Annotated in this window: 16 protein-coding genes; 14 read left to right on the top strand and 2 right to left on the bottom strand. The window is 70.7% G+C overall.

Annotated features, from left to right (window positions below; genetic code table 11):
* Positions 1-5 precede the first annotated feature (5 nt).
* A complete protein-coding gene (locus ACH413_RS34675) occupies positions 6-2,366 on the bottom strand; it encodes a tetratricopeptide repeat protein (protein ID WP_360045614.1) in 2,361 nt (786 codons plus the stop codon).
* 150 nt (positions 2,367-2,516) lie between these two features.
* Here ACH413_RS34675 and ACH413_RS34670 point away from each other — a divergent pair, with 150 nt between their 5' ends.
* From ACH413_RS34670 to ACH413_RS34605, 14 genes are all read left to right on the top strand, one after another.
* Positions 2,517-4,433 (top strand): S8 family serine peptidase, encoded by a 1,917-nt coding sequence (locus ACH413_RS34670; RefSeq protein WP_360045616.1) that lies wholly within the window; start codon positions 2,517-2,519, stop codon positions 4,431-4,433.
* Between the two features lie 202 nt (positions 4,434-4,635).
* Positions 4,636-4,938 carry a gas vesicle protein gene (locus ACH413_RS34665; RefSeq protein ID WP_360045618.1) on the top strand — a complete coding sequence of 101 codons (303 nt, stop codon included), beginning with the start codon at positions 4,636-4,638 and terminating at the stop codon, positions 4,936-4,938.
* A 17-nt stretch (positions 4,939-4,955) separates the two neighbouring features.
* Complete coding sequence (locus ACH413_RS34660; protein WP_360045620.1) at positions 4,956-5,261, top strand: gas vesicle protein; 306 nt, start codon at positions 4,956-4,958, stop codon at positions 5,259-5,261.
* On the top strand, positions 5,258-5,941 hold the full coding sequence (locus tag ACH413_RS34655) for a GvpL/GvpF family gas vesicle protein (RefSeq protein WP_360045622.1): 684 nt from the start codon (positions 5,258-5,260) through the stop codon (positions 5,939-5,941). The genes ACH413_RS34660 and ACH413_RS34655 overlap by 4 nt, the downstream gene beginning before the upstream one ends.
* The gene (gene gvpJ / locus ACH413_RS34650) at positions 5,934-6,092 is read left to right on the top strand and encodes a gas vesicle protein GvpJ (RefSeq protein ID WP_319980723.1); all 159 of its coding nucleotides are present in this window, start codon (positions 5,934-5,936) and stop codon (positions 6,090-6,092) included. The genes ACH413_RS34655 and gvpJ (ACH413_RS34650) overlap by 8 nt, the downstream gene beginning before the upstream one ends.
* Positions 6,089-6,358, top strand: coding sequence for a gas vesicle protein K (locus tag ACH413_RS34645; protein ID WP_360045624.1), 270 nt, complete (start codon positions 6,089-6,091; stop codon positions 6,356-6,358). The genes gvpJ (ACH413_RS34650) and ACH413_RS34645 overlap by 4 nt, the downstream gene beginning before the upstream one ends.
* The gene (gene gvpJ, locus ACH413_RS34640; protein WP_360045626.1) at positions 6,355-6,690 is read left to right on the top strand and encodes a gas vesicle protein GvpJ; all 336 of its coding nucleotides are present in this window, start codon (positions 6,355-6,357) and stop codon (positions 6,688-6,690) included. The genes ACH413_RS34645 and gvpJ (ACH413_RS34640) overlap by 4 nt, the downstream gene beginning before the upstream one ends.
* Positions 6,687-7,394 (top strand): GvpL/GvpF family gas vesicle protein, encoded by a 708-nt coding sequence (locus ACH413_RS34635; RefSeq protein ID WP_360045628.1) that lies wholly within the window; start codon positions 6,687-6,689, stop codon positions 7,392-7,394. Before gvpJ (ACH413_RS34640) ends, ACH413_RS34635 begins: the two co-directional genes overlap by 4 nt.
* A gap of 124 nt (positions 7,395-7,518) precedes the next feature.
* The gene (locus ACH413_RS34630; RefSeq protein ID WP_360045630.1) at positions 7,519-8,988 is read left to right on the top strand and encodes an FAD-dependent monooxygenase; all 1,470 of its coding nucleotides are present in this window, start codon (positions 7,519-7,521) and stop codon (positions 8,986-8,988) included.
* Entirely contained in the window at positions 8,985-10,031 is a 1,047-nt protein-coding gene (locus ACH413_RS34625) for a hypothetical protein (protein ID WP_360045632.1), read from the top strand. The genes ACH413_RS34630 and ACH413_RS34625 overlap by 4 nt, the downstream gene beginning before the upstream one ends.
* A 28-nt stretch (positions 10,032-10,059) precedes the next feature.
* Positions 10,060-10,656 carry a TetR/AcrR family transcriptional regulator gene (locus ACH413_RS34620; RefSeq protein ID WP_319986325.1) on the top strand — a complete coding sequence of 199 codons (597 nt, stop codon included), beginning with the start codon at positions 10,060-10,062 and terminating at the stop codon, positions 10,654-10,656.
* Between the two features lie 156 nt (positions 10,657-10,812).
* Positions 10,813-14,463 carry a CHAT domain-containing protein gene (locus ACH413_RS34615; protein ID WP_360045634.1) on the top strand — a complete coding sequence of 1,217 codons (3,651 nt, stop codon included), beginning with the start codon at positions 10,813-10,815 and terminating at the stop codon, positions 14,461-14,463.
* Positions 14,464-14,480: 17 nt separating this feature from the next.
* A complete protein-coding gene (locus tag ACH413_RS34610; RefSeq protein ID WP_360045636.1) occupies positions 14,481-14,873 on the top strand; it encodes a hypothetical protein in 393 nt (130 codons plus the stop codon).
* On the top strand, positions 14,870-15,811 hold the full coding sequence (locus tag ACH413_RS34605; RefSeq protein WP_360045638.1) for a hypothetical protein: 942 nt from the start codon (positions 14,870-14,872) through the stop codon (positions 15,809-15,811). The genes ACH413_RS34610 and ACH413_RS34605 overlap by 4 nt, the downstream gene beginning before the upstream one ends.
* A gap of 273 nt (positions 15,812-16,084) precedes the next feature.
* On the opposite strand, the gene pdxY is transcribed toward ACH413_RS34605, so the two are convergent.
* Positions 16,085-16,936 carry a pyridoxal kinase PdxY gene (pdxY, locus tag ACH413_RS34600; protein WP_360045640.1) on the bottom strand — a complete coding sequence of 284 codons (852 nt, stop codon included), beginning with the start codon at positions 16,934-16,936 and terminating at the stop codon, positions 16,085-16,087.
* Positions 16,937-17,048 lie beyond the last annotated feature (112 nt).

Below are 17,048 nucleotides of genomic sequence, written 5' to 3'. Positions count from 1 at the left end.
GCCGTTCATCGAGGGCTGTGCGTGGCGAGTTCGTCGGCGAAGGCCACGAGCGCGGCGTCGTCCAGGACGCGGCACTCGGTCCAGCGGTCTCCGAGCACGGTCAGGACATGATCCCGTGCGGCGGCCACGAACGGTGTGATCTTCTTGCGCCGCAGGCGATCCGCTGATCCCAGCAGCACAGCGGCAGCCTCGGGATCGCGGGCGCAGAGGTACCGGGCGTGCAGGGTCAGGGCTTCCGCGACCGAGTCGCGGTCACGGGTCGTGTGGCTCAGCGAGATCCGCATGGCCTCCGCCAGTTCCCGCCACGCCGTCGCGTCGCGCAGCGCGTGCCGCACCACGCTCGCCCGCAGGTGGACGGTGGCCTCGACGCGGTCGCTCCCGTTCTCCCCGACGGTGTCCGCGAGCAGACGGTCGGCGCGGTGCACGCAGGCGGCGGCCGCCGCCGGGTCGTGGTCCAGCAGCGCCAGTGCGGCGGTGGTCTCGGCGAGAGCGGCGAGCAGGGTGTGGCCGCCCTCGGTGAGCAGGCGGACGGCCTCGGCCGCCCGGCTGACGGTGGTCTCCAGGGCACCGAGGTCCAGAGTCAGCAGCGCGAGGTTGAACTGCGTGCGACCCAGTTCGAACGGTCCGGCGCCCGCTCGGCGTTTCGCCGCCAGCGCCGCCTCCAGCTGATGGATCGCCTGCTGCGGGCGTCCGATCTCGGCCAGCGCCGACGAGAGGTTGTTGAGCACGCGGCCGAGCGTCGCGTCGTCGCCGGAGAGGCGGGCGACGGCCAGCGCCTGGCGCAGGTGCGCCAGAGCGGCGCCGGGGTTGCCCCGCTCCACCGCGACCATGCCGAGCAGGCTCAGACCGGCGGTTCTCGTGCTGTGATCGTCGTCCGCCGCCACGGCCAGCGCACGCTCCGCCGACTCGCTCGCCGCGTCCAGGTCGCCGCGCAACGCCGCCAGCTGACCCGACCTGATCAGCAACGGCGGGATCCCGCCCGTGCCCACCTGGCTGAGCAGCTCCGCGCCTTCACCGAGCCGTCCAGCGCCCTCGTAGAACTGGGTCAGCGCCATCGCCGTGGCCGCGTCGAGCCGCGCGGGGTCCTCGGCGGCGGCCCAGCGCACCGCGGCCCGGATGTTGGCCGCGTCGAGGGCACCGAACGTCGAACCGGTGCGCAACCGGTCGAGGTAGTGCGAGGCGATCCGGGCGTGGGTGTCGGGGGAGTCGAGCTGTTCGGCGGCCAGTTCGGCGACGGTGTCCGGCAGCGTGTACCGCGACGTGTCGCCGTCCGGGGTGAGCCGGACCAGGTTGATGTCGACCAGTTCGGTCAGCTCCGGCAACGGTTGGCCGAGCAGCGTTTCGAGGTCCTCCAGGCGGACGCCGCCGTGGAAGCCGCCCAGGAAGCGGAACGTGGTGCGCGCTTCGGTGGTCACCAGGTCGAGCGTGGCCTCGATCGACGCACGCAGCGAACGGTGCCGGGCGGGCAGGTCGCGCGGCCCGTCGGTGAGGTACCGCAACCGGTGCGTGAGGCGCGTGGCGAGGTCCGCAGGGCTCATCAGCCGCACCCAGCCCGCCGCCAGTTCGATCGCCAGCGGCAGGTGCTCGACCTTCTGACAGATGGTGTGCACCGCGTCGTCGGCGACCTTCAGCCCGGCTCGTCGCACGAACAGCGCTGCCGCCGCTTCACGCGGCAGGCCGCTCAACGCGAGCACGTGTTCGTCGCGCACCCGAAGCGGCCGCTGGCTCGTGACCACGACGGTCAGGCCGGGGCAGCGGCGGGGCAGTGCGGCGAGATCCGCCGCGGCGTCCACCAGTTGCTCGAACCGGTCGACCACCAGCACCACCCGCCGGTCGCGCAGGTGCGCGGCCACCCGGTCCGGCGGCGCCAGCCGGGACGGACCACAGCCCAGCGCGTCCGCCACGAGATCGCCGACCAGCGCCACGTCGCTGACAGCGGACAGGTCGAGCGTGCACACCACCAGATCGGTGCGCCCGCCGAGCAACGCGGCCAGTTCGGCGGCGAGGCGCGACTTGCCGGCGCCCGCCGGGCCGGTGATCGAGACGAGCCGGTGCCGGGTCCGCAACACGAGGTCCAGCAACGACCGCAGCTCGTTGTTCCGCCCGACCAGGCCGTCCGTGCCGGCTGGTGCCGAGGGGGCCGTCGGCGTCGAGGGGCGTGCCGTGGCGAGGAAGGCGGTCAGGTCGTCGCCGGTCAGCTTCAGCGCCGTTGCCATCAGCCGCGCCGACTGCGCTCGCGGAACCCTCCTGCCCTGCTCCAGGTCCCGCAACGCGCGGTCACTGATCCCGCTGAGGCGTGCGAGTTCCACCTGGCTCAGCCCGGCGGCGGCCCGGTGACGGCGCAGCAGCTCGGCGAACGCGGACACCGCGCCGACCGTAGCGGAAGTTCACCGGAAACTCCGGCGGTTTCCCTGGCTTCCGCCCGCACCGGGTAGTCATCGTCGGTGCCGGACGTCGGGGGACATGTCCACGATTTCGTTGGGAGGACGGAATTGTCGTACTCATCAAGACGGGTGGTGCTCACCCTTGCGACAGCGGCGCTCGCTTTCGCGGGGCTGGCCACACCCGCGACTGCGGCACAGGGCGAGATCCGCGTGGGCGCGGGGGCGAAGACCATCGCGGGCCGATACGTCGTGGTGCTCAAGGAGAACGCGGACGCGGCGGACGTCGTCACCAAGAACGGTGGCGGTGAGGTGCGGCAGACCTGGCGGCACGCGCTCAAGGGGTTCGCGCTCGGGGCCGACGAGACCACGGCCAGGCGGATCGCGGCGGACCCGCGCGTCGCCTACGTCGAGCAGGACGCCGAGATCACCGCGGACGCGACCCAGCCGACGCCGTCGGCGTTGTGGGGCCTCGACCGGCTCGACCAGATCAGCGGGAGGTCCAACGGCCAGTACGTCTCCGCCGGTTCCGGTGCCCGCGACGTGCGTGCGTACGTGATCGACACCGGCATCCGCACGACGCACACGGACTTCGGTGGCCGCGCGAGTTGGGGCACGAACACCACTGGGGACAACAACAACACCGACTGCAACGGCCACGGCACCCACGTGGCGGGCACCATCGGCGGCACCACGCACGGCGTCGCGAAGTCCGTGCGGCTGGTGGCGGTGAAGGTCCTCAACTGCTTCGGTTCGGGCACCACCACGGGTGTCATCAGCGGTGTCGACTGGGTGACCCAGAACGCCGTGCGCCCGGCCGTGGCGAACATGAGCCTCGGCGGCGGCGCCAGCGCGGCGCTGGACGCGGCGGTCGAAGCCTCGATCGCCACGGGCGTCACGTACGCGGTCGCCGCGGGCAACTCGAACGTCGACGCCTGCCAGACCTCGCCGGCCCGAACGCCGAACGCGATCACCGTCGGCGCCACCGACCGCAACGACGTGCGGCCGACGAACTGGACCAGCGGCGGCAGCAACTTCGGCAGCTGTGTGGACGTCTTCGCGCCCGGCGACGACATCACCTCGCTGTCGAACACCAGCGACACCGCCACCAGGTCACTCAGCGGAACGTCGATGGCCGCGCCGCACGCCGCCGGTGTCGCCGCGCTGTACCTGCAGCGCAACGCGAACGCCTCGCCGACCACCGTCTGGTTCGAGATGGCGTTCACCGAGTCCGTCAAGGACGTGGTGGTGAACGCGGGCGCGGGCTCGCCGAACCTGCTGCTCAACTCCCGCTACACCTTCGGCGGGCCGGACGGCGACTACAACGGCGACCAGCGCACGGACACCACTGTGTGGCGTCCGTCGACGGGTCAGTGGTTCGTGCGCAACCAGTTCACCCAGCAGTGGGGCCAGCAGGGCGACGTCCCGGTACCGGGCGACTACAACGGCGACGGCGTGTCCGACGTGGCGGTGTGGCGTCCGTCCACCGGTCAGTGGTTCGTGAACGGCCAGTTCACCGTCGCGTGGGGTCAGCAGGGCGACGTCCCGGTGCAGGGTGACTACAACGGCGACGAGATCACCGACGTCGCGGTGTGGCGTCCGTCGACGGGCCAGTGGTTCGTGCGCAACCAGTTCACCCAGCAGTGGGGCCAGCAGGGTGACATCCCGGTGCCCGCCGACTACGACGGCGACGGCGCGGCGCAGGCCGCCGTGTGGCGTCCGTCCACCGGCACCTGGCACTACATCGGCGCGTTCGGCGTCGTCGTGTCCGTCCAATGGGGACAGAGCGGTGACGTTCCCGTGGTGGGCGACTACGACGGTGACGGCGGGTTCGACCTGACGGTGTGGCGTCCGTCGACCGGTGAGTGGCACGTGCGCGGCGTCAGCTCGACGCAGTGGGGTCAGCAGGGCGACGTGCCGGTGCCCGGCGACTACAACGGCGACGGGGTGGGTGACCTGGCGGTCTGGCGCCCGTCCACCGGGCAGTGGTTCGTGCGCACCCAGTTCACCGTCGCGTGGGGCGTGCAGGGGGACAAACCCCTGGCGTCGTGACGACAGAGCCGGGGCCGCCTTCCTCGCGAAGGCGGCCCCGGCCGTCCTGCGTTCCAACGGACGAGGCTGAGACCCCTTTCGGCGCTGCGCATTCGGGCAGCTGGACCAGTATTCGATTCGTTCGACCGCCTGAGTGAATGTGTCAATTGTTCCCCTCGGTGGATGCGGTAACGTTCGGTCCCGTATGCCTAAGATGTTTCTAGTGGACGTCGAATCGAACGATACTCATCCACCCGGCAAACCTGAGAAATTGAGTGCGGCATTCGCCATTCGCGCCGCGACGGAGCAGTTCGGTGCTCTGATCGGCAGGGCGCCGGAAGCCGTTTCGGGGATACGCGCGCTGCCGGACGGCGGCTGGTCGGTGCTGGTCGACGTCGTCGAACTCGAACGCATCCCCGCCACCACCAGCATCATCGCCACCTATCGGGTCGACGTCGACCCGGCCGGTGAGCTGTGCGCCTGCGAGCGGCTCAGGCGCTACACCCGTGGAACGACTGGCATGTGACGGGACGGTTGCGAGAGGTGAACAACACATCCAGTTCGCTCGCCGACACATTGGAACGGGTTCTCGACAAAGGCGTCGTGATTGTCGGCGACATTGCCGTGTGCGTGGTGGACATCGAGCTCCTCACGCTGCGGGTCCGGCTGTTCATCGCCTCCGCGCAGACAGCGCGTGAAATGGGAATGGACTGGTGGACGAACGATCCGTTCTTCACGCCGAAAGCGGTGGAAACGGACATCGGGAAGAACGAGTTGGCCCAGGCGAACGCCGACCTGCGCGACCGCGTCGCGGCGTTGGAGCGGGCATTGGGGGAGGAACGGGCGTGAGACGCGGCTTGTACGCCTACGCGATCACCAGAGCCCGGCAGATCGACCTGGAAGGGCCCTGGCTGATCAGCCATCGGGGCCTGGCGCTGGTCGTGGCCGAGGTCGACCTCGACCGGTTCACCGGGCTCGACTGCGACGAACCAGAGGAGGACAGCCCGTTGGCCGTGCTGGTCCGCGAGCACGACGCCGTGGTGCGCGCCGTGTTCCGGCACGAACCGGTGCTGCCGTTGCGGTTCGGCACCGTCCTCGACGGCGCCGACGCCGCCGTGCGCCTGCTCGGCGCCCGTCACGTGGAGGCGCTGGCCTGGCTGGACCGGGTGGAGGGACGGCGGGAGTGGAGAGTGCGGGTCCGCGCGGCCGGGCATGAGCCGGTGAACCTGGACGCGGTGTCGGGAACGGCCTACCTGTTGCAGCGGCGCGCGCGGCTGACTGCCGCCGAGAACGCCCGTCGTGATGCCGCTGCCGTGCATCAGGAACTGGCCCGGCGAGCCGCCGAGAGCACCTTCCGCGACCTCGCGGGCGATCTGCTCCTCGAAGCGGCGTACCTGGTCGACACCGCGAGCGAGGAGGACTTCCGAGCCGAGGTCCGCCGGCTGACCGGGGAACTGGGGCTGTCGGTGGAGATCACCGGGCCGTGGCCGCCGTACTCGTTCACGACAGTGGAGTTCGCCGATGCCTGAGCACAGCACCACGACCCTGGTCGACCTGCTCGACCGCGTAGTGCACCGGGGTGCGGTCGTGCGCGGTGACGTGGTCATCACGCTGGCGGGTGTCGAGCTGATCCGGCTCGACCTGAGACTGCTGCTGATCGGCCTTGGCGGCGCCCGTTGAGTGCGCAGGACGCGGGCAGAGGGCTCGGCCGGATCGTCGTGGCGGTCCTGGAGATCGTGTGTGAACTGCTTGAACGCCAAGCACTGCGCCGGGTGGACGCCGGCACCCTCACCGACGAGGAGGTCGAGAACCTGGGCCAGGCGCTGGTCTCGCTGCAACGCCAGTTCGCGGCGCTGCGCGAAGCACTCGGAGAACCGGACACCTCCGCGGTACGGCTTCCCGTCGACATCGCGAGCCTGCTGCACGAAGAGAGGACATCATCGTGACCGCTCCCGCCACGCAGAACTCGGGCGGCCTGGCCGACGTGCTGAACGTACTGCTGGACAAGGGACTCGTCATCGACGCGTCGGTGCGCGTCTCGCTGATCGGCATCGAGATCCTGGCCATCGAGATCAAGGTCGTGATCGCCAGCGTCGACACCTACATCCGGTACCTGGAGGCGATGCACCGCCTGGAGACGGTCCGGCGCGGAGTGGTCGTACCGCCGCCCGTCGCGCAAGGCATCGGCGGCACCTACGGCCTGCTGGCCGCCGCGGTCCCCGCTGTGGTCACCCCCGCCGTGGCCACCCCGGTGCCTGCGGAGCAGACCCACCCGTGAGCCTGCACCTGCACGCCGTCGTACGGTCGGCCCATCAGCTACCGGACGGGTCCCCGTTCCGGCTCGTCGAGCTGGAGGACGTCGCCGTCGTCGTCAGCGAGCATCCCGATGGCCGCGTGCTGACCGAGCAGGAGGCCGTCGACGACCTGGCCGGGTTGTGCGCGCTGCTGCCAGGCGGACCGGTGGTGCCGCTGCGGATAGGCACCACGGCAGTGGACGAGACCGCCGCCCGTGCCGCCGTGCACGCGCTGTCCGTGCCGGTGGTCCGAGACCGGCTGAACCAGCTCGACGGCGTGGCGGAGATGCACGTGCGCTTGGTGTTCGACGAGGACACCGCACTACGCGCCGTCCACGACGAAAGCGGCTTCAGCGGCGGCGGGGCCGATCTCGCTGCCACCATCGCACAGGGCGAACGGATCGCACGGCAGATCGTGGCCTGGCGCCGGAACCAGGCCGACGGAATGCTCGCATCGGTGTCCGCCGTTGCTCTCGCGGTGGCACTGCTCGACCCGCCGGTGCACACCGAGGAACACCGCGCGTTCCTGGTTCCGCTCGGTGAGGTCGAGGCCGTGCGAGACGGTGTCGCCGCGCTGACCGGCGTCACGGCGATCTGCACCGGCCCGTTGCCCGCGTTCCACTTCCTCGACCTGGCACCACGACAACCGCGCCACCAGGACCAGCCGGCATCGCGCTGGGGCTGGTAGGTCCGGTAGCGGCCGGCCCGGCCTGCGCTCGTGGACGGGCCGTAGCCCGTAAGCCGGATTGACGCCACCCCTCGTCATTCATACATTCGAGCTCTGGTTGTATGAATGACGAGGGGTGGTCCGCGTGACGCTGGGCAGAACCGCCGTCGTACTGGGTGGCAGCGCCGCTGGTCTGTGTGCAGCCGGGGCGCTCGCCCCCTACTTCGACCAGGTGGTGGTGCTGGAACGGGACGAGCTCCCGGCCGTCGCGGAGCACCGGCGTGGCGTGCCGCAGAGCAAGCACCCGCACTTCCTGCTGAACTCGGGACGGCGCGCGATCGGGGCGCTGTTCCCCGGATTCGAGGACGAGCTCATCGCCGCGGGCGGGTTGCACCTGATGCCGTCTCTGGACGCCGCCTACCTCGACGGGGAGGGCTGGTCGGCGCGCAAGCGCGGGGCGATGACGATGATCTACGGATCGCGGATCCTCATCGAACGCGTGTTGCGCGACGCGGTTCGAGTCCTGCCCAACACGACCATTCGCGAGGGCGTCTCGGTGCACGGCCTCACCACGCGGGACGGGGCGGTCACCGGGGTCGGCCTGTCCACGTCCGCCGGCGAGGAGCACCTCGACGCCGACCTCGTGGTGGACGCGATGGGGCGCGGGTCCGCGGTCGGCGGCTGGCTCGTGGCCGCCGGATGGCCCGAGCCCGAGGTGCGCACGCTCGACGCCAAGGTCACCTACACCTCGCGCTGGTACGAGCTGCCCTCACCGGCCGAGCGACCGGCGTCGTGGTGGTGGCAGCACCTGGTGATCATGCCCACCCCGGACAAGGGGGAGCACCCCGCCGAGCACGAGTTCCTGGTGAACTTCTTTCCCGTCGAGGGGAACCGGGTCATCGCCTGCATGGGCTCGTGGGGAATCGACATGCCCCGCACCACCGAGGCGTTCGTCGAGTCGGCGCGCCGGGTGCGGACGCCGTTGTTCGCGGCCGCGATGGACCGGTGTTCCCCCACCTCGGAGGTGCACCTGACCCGGTCGACGGGCAACAAGTGGCGGCGCTACGACCGCTTGAGCACACCTGGTCTGGTGTTCGTCGGCGACTCGATCTGCGCGTTCAACCCGTTCTACGCACAGGGAATCAGCTCTGCGGCGATGTCCGCGCTGTTGCTGCGCGAGCACCTGTCTCGCGCACAACGCCTCGACGCGGAGGTCTGCGCCAGGTTCTCGTCGGCACAACGCAAATCGCTCACCGTGCCCTGGTCGCTGGCCATGGCGAGGGACCAGGGCTACGAGTGCGCGGTGGGCACGGAGAAGGTGCCGGAGTGGTGGCGTCGCGTTCTCGCGGCCATGTCCGGCCCGGCTTTCAGTCTCATCGTCGGTGCGGCGCGTGAGTACGAGGTGGTCGACGAGCACTTCGCGAAGGTGTTCAACATGGACGAGTCGCTGGGCGAGATGATGCGGAACCCGCGGGTGATCGCGGCGCTCGTGCGCTACCGGATCCGGACGGCGCTGGGACGGCAGCGGATTCCCTTCGGGTTCGATCCCCAGGCGGAGCCGCCGGCCACGGACTACTCGCCGAACGGCGCCGCGGCAACGGTTACCTCTCGATGAGCGCGGTGTGCGGGCCGGAGGCGGAAGCCGTCGCCCGCGGCCTCGGCTTCGACTGCCACGACGTGTCACCCGTGGTCTCGGTGCGGTTTCCGTGGGATCTCGTGCACTGGACGATGCCGCTGCTCGAGCTGCTCATCATCGGCGGCGCCGTTTTCGCTCTGGTGCACGCGTTGCGCCGCTACCGCCACGGTGATCCGATCAACCTGGCGCTGTGGTGGACGTCGCTGGTGTACCTCGCGGTGGTCGAACCACCGCTGTACTTCCCGGAGTGGTTCGGACTCGACGAGATCTACGGTTTCATCTTCGCCCACAACCAGTTCACCGTGCAGTTCATGTGGGACAGGTTGCCGCTCTACATCATCGCGTTCTACCCGGTGATCAGTCAGCTCGCCTACGAGCTGGTGCGGTCGCTCGGCGTCTTCCGGCGCCGCGGCGCGCTCGTGGGGTCGGTCGCCGTCGCCTTCGCCTGCCAGGTGTTCTACGAGGTGTTCGACCACATCGGACCCCAGCTGCGGTGGTGGGCCTGGAACCCGGACAACCGCATCGTCAACCACCCCGCGCTGGCAGCGGTGCCGATGACGAGCATGCTGCTGTTCGCGTCCGTTTCGTTGGGGGCCATGACTTATCTGGTCGTGCGCCTGGCCGGCGAGCGCCGCGGGTGGTCGTTGGTGCCGCGCGTTCTGCTCGCCGGCGTCCTCACGCCGCCGACCATGACGATCGCTGGCATTCCGTCGAGCCTCTTCAGCGGCAACACCACCGCCCAGGCCTGGGTTCTCGGCGTCGAACTGGCCCTGGTGTGGCTGGCCGGTGGCTGGATCGTCCTGTCGCAGCTGAGGTCGCCGGGTCCTGGTGAACCGCTGTCCGCCTTCGTCCGGATCTACCCGGCCGTCTACCTGGGCGGGATGGCGGTGTTCTGGCTCAGCGCTCTTCCCGACGGCCCACCGATCGCAGGGGCGCTGTACGCGCTCGCCTGTTTCATCGGTGCCGGTCTGTTGCTCGCGGCGCTGCGTCGCGTGCACCGGAAAGCACCTTCCACCGTCTGAGCCAACGCTCTCGGGGATGATGGTGCGCATGGGGTACCACGGCTGGCAGGGCAACCCTCCCGGCACCGAGGACGAGGCACGCCGCCGGATCGTCAAGGCGGCGATGGCCTGCGTGGACCGCGTCGGACTCGCCAAGACCAGCATGTCGGTGGTCGCCGCCGAGGCGGGCGTGACGCGGCAGACCGTCTACCGCTACTTCCCGCGCCTCGCGGACATCCTCAGCGCCGTCGCGCTGGCAGGCGTCGAGGACTTCGCCGCGCGGATGGCACGGCACCTCGCCTCGTTCGGCAGCCCGGCCGAGGTGGCCGTGGAGTCCGTGGTGTTCGGCGTCCTGGAGGTCCCGAGGGAGCCGTACCTGGGCCTGCTCCTGCAGGCAGGCGAATCCGACTTCTTCACCGTAGCGGTGACCTCCCCGGAGTCCTTCGCGCTCGGCGCGCGCATCCTCCGCGACGTGCCGGTGGACTGGGCCGGTGCCGGGATCGCCACCGACGACGAGCTCCAGGGGCTCGCCGAGATCCTGATGCGGCTCTTCCTGTCGTTCCTGCAGCATCCCTCGACGCCGGCGCTCACCGACGACCAGCTGCGGGCTCTGGTCCGCCGGTGGATCGGGCCCGCGCTTCGGTAGCCGCCGTGTCCGAGAGGCGAGAAGTCGCATGCGCACAACGGTCCCGCGCCGGCTCGCCCGCGTCGACGTCCGCACGTTCCTCCCGGCACGAGCCCGCTGACCGGGCGAGGAAGGGGAGGGGCTAACGACATCGGTTCGGAAGCCGACTACCCGTCCATGCGCGAGAAGTACCTGAAGGCGATCCAGGACCGGTTCATGGCGTTCGCCCGGTCCCAGGACGGCACTTCGGTGCTCGCGCCCGAGGCCGTCGCCGAGGCGGTGCGGCTGCTGGGTCCCGGCTACGCGGACCAGGGGATCCTCGTGCGTGACCCGGAAGCCCTGATGTGGGTGGGGATGTTGCACTGGGCCCGGTACGAGTCCGCGCCGATCGAACTGGCCGGTCGCGACCTCCACACGATGCTGAAGCTGTTCGCGATGGTGCACGACATCGCGCCGCAGTGGCTGCACCCGTTGGCGCGCAAACGGCTCGACGAAGCGGGCGAGCTGGTGCTCGACCAGCGCGTGCGGACGTTGACCGTCACCGGCAGGAGGATGGCGGACGAGGGCGCCCGGCGAGGTGACCTGGTCCTGATCGACCGAGCCATTGGCGTTCTCCTCGAGGCCGTCGAGATGCTGCCGCCCTGGCATCCGTTGCGGGCGGGATCTCTGAACGACGTGGGTAGCGCGTGGCTCACGCGCTACCACAACTCGGGGCTCGGCGAAGACGGTGAGCACGCGCTGCGGATGTTCCGCGAGTCGGTCGCCGCGGCGGATGCCGAAGACCTGCCGGAGATGCGGGTGGGACTGAGCAACTGTGCCCGCATGCTCTTCGACCGCACTGGACGGCCGGAACACGTCGAGGAGGCGGTGAACGAGGGCAGGGCGTCGGTCGAGGCGACGTCGCCGGACGATCCCCGCCGCGGCACCCGGTTGAACGTCCTGGCGGTGGCGTTGCGCAGCCGGTTCGAGGGAACGGGGAACGTGGCCGACCTGGACGCGGCGGTCGCACTGCTGCGAACGGCCGCTCAGGCCGCCACGGCGGACCACGGCACGGCGGGGATGCAGTGGAGCGACCTGTGTCTCGCACTGAGGATCAGGTTCGAGCACAGCGGTGACGCCGCCGATCTCCGGGAGGCGGTCACCGCCGGTCGCGCCGCCCTCCGTGACACCGGGGACGACGCCCTCCCCGGCACGCGGTCTGCTCGCCTGTGGTCGCTGGGAACCGCGTTGTCGACCTGCTACGTGCACTTCGGGGTCGAGAGCGACCTGGTCGAGGCCACCGAGTGCGCCGAGGCCGCGGTCTCCCTCACCCCACCCGGCCACACCGAGGAGACGAGAGCGCTGCACCTGCTGGCGACCGTCACGGCACTGCGGTTCGAGCTCACGGGCGACATCGACCTGATCGACCGGGCCGTCGAGCACCACCGGCGCGCTGTGCGGATCATGCCGGACGACTACTGGGCGCGCGACGCCATGCGGACCGGACTGGCCGCCTCGCTGTTGCGGCGGTTCTCCCGCATGGGACGCGTGGCCGATCTGGACGACGCCGTGCTGGAGGCACGTGCCGCGGTGGAGAGCTCGGAGCGCGGGACGGCGGGCCACGCTGCCTGCGTCGACACGTTCCGGCAGGCATTGCTGCTGCGCTATCGCCACACGGGTGAACCGGCGGACCTGGCCGAGGCGGCCGAGGCGGCGCGCCGGGCGATCGCGGCGATGGGACCGGACGTTCCCGATCGTCCGATCCTGCTGGCGAACCTCAGCGACGTTCTGATGAAACTCTTCACCGCCCGCAAGAACCCCGCGGACCGGCAGGAAGCCATCAGGCTGGCACGGGAGGCGATCGCCACCATCGGCGAGGCGAACGTGTCCAGAGGCAAGATCGCGCTCAACCTCGCGTTCGTGCTCGCCGGTGGAAGGGACGAGCTGGACGGAGACCGGGAGGACCTGGCGGAGGCGGAACGCTTGTGCCTCAGCGCACTGGCCGAGGCGCCGCGGTCCGAGGGCAGCGCCGAGGTGCTGAACCTGCTCGGGCTCATCACGGCGAGCACGTCCGACGGGCGGCTCACGAACCTCGACCGGGCAGTGGACGCGCACCAGCAGGCACTGGACCTGACGCCGCCGGACGATCCCGCACGCGCGGCCACCCTGGTGCTCCTCGGCGCGGCCCGGCAACATCGCTTCGCGGTGTCGGACGACCCCGCCGACGCCGAAGCCGCGATCGACGCCTACCGGGCAGCGGCGTCCCACCCGCTCGCCCGGCCGGAGGTACGTGCTGGTGCCGCCCGGTTCTGGAGCATGCTGGCGATGACCCGCGACGACCACGCGGAGGCACTGGAGGGGTTCACCGCGGCGGTCGCGCTGCTGCCCGATCTGACCGGCCGCCGGCTCAACCGGACCACCAGGGAGAACCTGATCGCCGACTGGACAGGGGTCGCGGCCGACGCCGCCGCCTGTGCGTTGCAGGTGGGACGGCCGCGACGGGCCGTGGAACTGCTCGACCACGGGCGCTCGGTGTTGTGGGCGGACGCACTCCGGTCGCAGCAGGACCTCTCCGCACTGCTCGCGCACGTTCCGGATCTCGCCGAGCGGTTCACCGGCCTGCGCGCCCGGCTCGCCGCGGCCGACGCCGACGTGGCCGACCTCGATCCCACCTCGACCAGGCGACGGCGTGACGCGCACACGAGGCTGGTGACGGAGTGGGAGGAACTGCTCCACCAGATCCGCGGTCTCCCCGGCTTCGAACATTTCCTGCTGCCCATGCCGTTCGCCGACCTGACCCAGGCCGCGGCCGGGGGACCGGTGGTGCTGGTCAACACCAGCAGGCTGCGCTGTGACGCCCTGATCGTGACCACGGCGGGAGTCGACGTTATGCCGTTGCCGCTCGATCTCGACGACGCGCTGCGCATGTGCAACGTGCTCCTGTCGGTGATCACCGATCTGACGGGCACCGGACTGGCCTCCCGCGTGGCAGCGCGCAGCAACCTCCGTTCGCTGCTGGCCGAGCTGTGGGACAGGATCGCGGAGCCGGTCCTGACCCATCTGGGGTTCGAAGGGGAGCTCCACGAGGACGAGGCCGCTCCACGCGTGTGGTGGTGCCTCGTCGGGCCGCTGTCGTTCCAGCCGATCCACGCCGCGGGCCGCGACTCCGACCGAGTCTTCGACCGAGTGGTGTCCTCGTACACACCAACGCTGTCGATCCTGACCTCGGCACGCGCCCGCCCGGTGTCGGACGCCGTCCCGTCGGTGCTCGCGATCGGCCTGCCCGAGACGCCGGGACAGGCGCCCTTGCCGTCGGTGGACGACGAGCTGCGCGTGCTGAGCAGCAGGCTGGCACCTCTGACGACACCGACGGTGCTCCGTGGCGAGGAAGCGAGCCGCGACGCTGTCACGCAGCTGCTGGAAGCTCATCGGTGGGCGCACTTCTGCTGCCACGGCCACCAGGACATCACCGAGCCGGCCAACGGGCAGATCAGGCTCTGGGACCGCCCGCTGACCGTGCGAGACCTGGTCGCGTTGCGGCTCACGCAGGCGGAGCTCGCCTTCCTGTCGGCGTGCGACACCGCGGTCGGCGGGATCGCGCTGATCGACGAGTCGATCAGCCTGGCCTCCGGGCTGTCGGCGGCCGGCTACCGCCACGTGATCGGAACCCTGTGGTCGGCCGACGACGGGCAGTCGCCCGCCGTCGCCGATGCCGTCTACGCGACCCTGGTGCGGCCGGAAGGCGTCGACGCCGCCGCTCTCGCGGTGCACCGGGCCACCCGGGAACTGCACCGGCGACTACCGCGCCGTCCTGAAGTGTGGGCCTGCTACGTGCACGTCGGCCCCTGACTCCGAAGGAGCTCGCAGTGGACCTCCCCCTGGGATACGACCTGCTGGTCGACCCCGAACTGACGCCGGACCCGTCCTGGGTGACGGTCGACCTGCGCGAGGGAACTCCGGTGACGGCCGCAGCTGCGGCGCTGGAAGCACTGCTGCTGACGGACGGCCACCTGGGTGGGATCGTCGTAGTGGTCGAGGGACGACTGATCGGCGCGACGTCGCGTGCCTTCCTCGAAGCCGAGTTCTTCTCCGGCAGACGCACGTTCAGCGACGGCGACCGCGCGGCCCAGCCGGGGCAGTCGACCGCGTTCCGGCTCATCCGCTTCGAATGCGGCGTCTGCGACCGCACCGTGCACCGGATCTTCTACGACGAGCGGGCCGTCCCGGTCTGTCACGGCCCGATGCGGCTGGTCCGATGAGCCCGGCCGACGTCGCCAAGTCCTCGCTCGACATTCTTTCGCTGCGGTTCTTCGTGGTGAGCTTCCTCCCCACGTTCGCGGGCACGTGGTTCCTGCTGACGTTGGTGTGGGCCGGTGCGCCTGGTAACCGGATCGATTTCGGCACCGCCTGGGCCACCACCGCCAAGCTCGGTGCGGGCCAGGTGCTGCTGATCGTCCTCGCCGTCGTGCTGGTCTCCCTCCTGCTCACTCCTGTGCAGCTCGCCGCGGTCCGGCTGCTGGAAGGCCGATGGCCGAGATGGCCGCGAGCCGCGGGCCGGTGGTGGCAGCTGCGTCGCAAGAAGCGGCTCCAGGCACTCGCCGAGCCCGCCGAGTTCGACGAAGGCACACAGCCCGCCCCCGAGGCGGTGTTGCGCGCCGCAGAGGCCGGGGAGCTGCTGTCGCGACGGTTCCCGCACGACGACCACCTCGTCCGCGCCACAGCACTCGGCAACGCCCTGACCGCCATGGAGGACACAGCAGGGCGCGTGTACGGGTTCGACGCGGTGGTCGCGTGGCCAAGGCTCTACGTCGTGCTCGGCGACCGCATGCGAGCGATCGTCGACGATCGCCGCGACGTCCTGGACTCCAGCGCCCGGACCGCGGTCACCGGCGCTTTCGTGGCCGCGGTCTCGGCGGCGCTGCTCCTCCGTTCCGGACCGTGGCTGCTGCTGACCCTGGCGCCTGCCGCGATCGGAGTGCTCGCCTACTCGGGCGCACGGCGAGCAGCGGAGAGCTACGCGGAGGCCGTGCGGGCCGCGTTCGACCTGCACCGGTTCGACCTGATCGGATCGCTCCACCTCCCTCTGCCGGCAACACCGGCGGACGAGGTGACGGTCAACAAGGCGCTGTGCGACCTGTGGCGGCAAGGAGTCCCGTTCGAGGACCCCTACCACCACCCCGGGCAGGCCGACAAGTGAGGTGGAGGCGCGCACAAGCAGATCTGGGCACGCCCCTGGACGTTCCTGCCGGCATGGGCCCGCTGACCTCCTATGTCGTCACCACCCGCGGAGACGCGCCGGCGTCGGCCGCGAGGTCACCGGAACAGTCGACGTTCTACGGGAGATCGGGCTCGGGCTTGGCGTTGAGTTGGGCGGGGGACGCGGGAGCGGCTGCGCCGTCCGGCCCGCCACCCCGGCGCTGCCGGTCCCGTGACTCGGCACCGACCTGCGCGGGGGTGGCGCGACTCGGGCTCAGCGCACCTGTTCGGCCTTGAACTGCATCCGCGGCGTCGCGTAGTACTCCTGGGCCTGCACCAGCCGCAGTTCGCGCTCACCGGAGCGGTAGGTCAGGTCGATCAGGTCGAAGACGCTCGACGCGGTGCGCTCCAGCGCCAGCGCCGCGTCCTTGGTCTGGACGTAGTGGGCGGTGAACAGCGCGGCCGTGACGTCGCCGGACCCGTTCGCCTTGAACGGCAGGTGCGGGGTGCTCACCAGCCACGACCCGGCGGTGTCCACGACGAGCATCTCGATCGTGCCCTCCTCCCGGTCGGGCCGCTCGACGCTCGTGACCAGCACGGTCGACGGGCCCATCGCGCGGGCCAGGTCGGCCGACGCCAGCGTCTCCTCGACGCTCGCCGGCTCGGTGCCGGTGAGGAAGCCCAGCTCGAACTGGTTCGGGGTGATGATGTCGGCCGCCGGCACGACCCTGTCGCGCAGCAGCACGGGGATCTCGGGCGCGACGAAGCAGCCGGACTTGGCGTTGCCCATCACCGGGTCGCACGCGTAGAGCGCCGCCGGGTTCGCCGCCTTCACCCTGCGCACCGCGTCGATGATCACATCGGCGATGCCCGTGCCGCCCTGGTAGCCGGACAGCACGGCGTCGACCTGCGGGAACACCCCGCGTTCCTCCACCCCGAGCAGGATCTCGGCCACGTCCGACGGCGGCAGGAGCGGACCGCGCCACGCGCCGTACCCGGTGTGGTTGGAGAAGTTCACGGTGGGGATCGGGACGACCTCGACCCCGAGGCGCTGCAGCGGGAACACGGCGGCGGAGTTGCCGACGTGGCCGTGGGCGACGACCGACTGGATGGACAGAACCTTCATCCGTCCAGCCTAGAACGGACCCCTTGACGTCGTGGCACCCACCGGACCACGTGCGAGAACGTCCGAGAGGACCACTGTCCCACGCAGACTGCGTGGACGCGGTTTTCGGCGT

The sequence above is a fragment of the Lentzea sp. NPDC020367 genome (genome assembly GCF_044387305.1).
Taxonomy (GTDB): domain Bacteria; phylum Actinomycetota; class Actinomycetes; order Mycobacteriales; family Pseudonocardiaceae; genus Lentzea.
Note: the sequence above shows the minus strand (reverse complement) of the source record. Positions and strands in the feature narration are given on the sequence as shown.

Coding starts and splice junctions, on each gene's coding strand:
- gvpJ (WP_319980723.1), top strand. CDS start 5,934: ATGCCTGAGCACAGCACCACGACCCTGGTCGACCTGCTCGACCGCGTA.
- ACH413_RS34605 (WP_360045638.1), top strand. CDS start 14,870: ATGAGCCCGGCCGACGTCGCCAAGTCCTCGCTCGACATTCTTTCGCTG.
- ACH413_RS34615 (WP_360045634.1), top strand. CDS start 10,813: ATGCGCGAGAAGTACCTGAAGGCGATCCAGGACCGGTTCATGGCGTTC.
- pdxY (WP_360045640.1), bottom strand. CDS start 16,936: ATGAAGGTTCTGTCCATCCAGTCGGTCGTCGCCCACGGCCACGTCGGC.
- ACH413_RS34620 (WP_319986325.1), top strand. CDS start 10,060: ATGGGGTACCACGGCTGGCAGGGCAACCCTCCCGGCACCGAGGACGAG.
- ACH413_RS34625 (WP_360045632.1), top strand. CDS start 8,985: ATGAGCGCGGTGTGCGGGCCGGAGGCGGAAGCCGTCGCCCGCGGCCTC.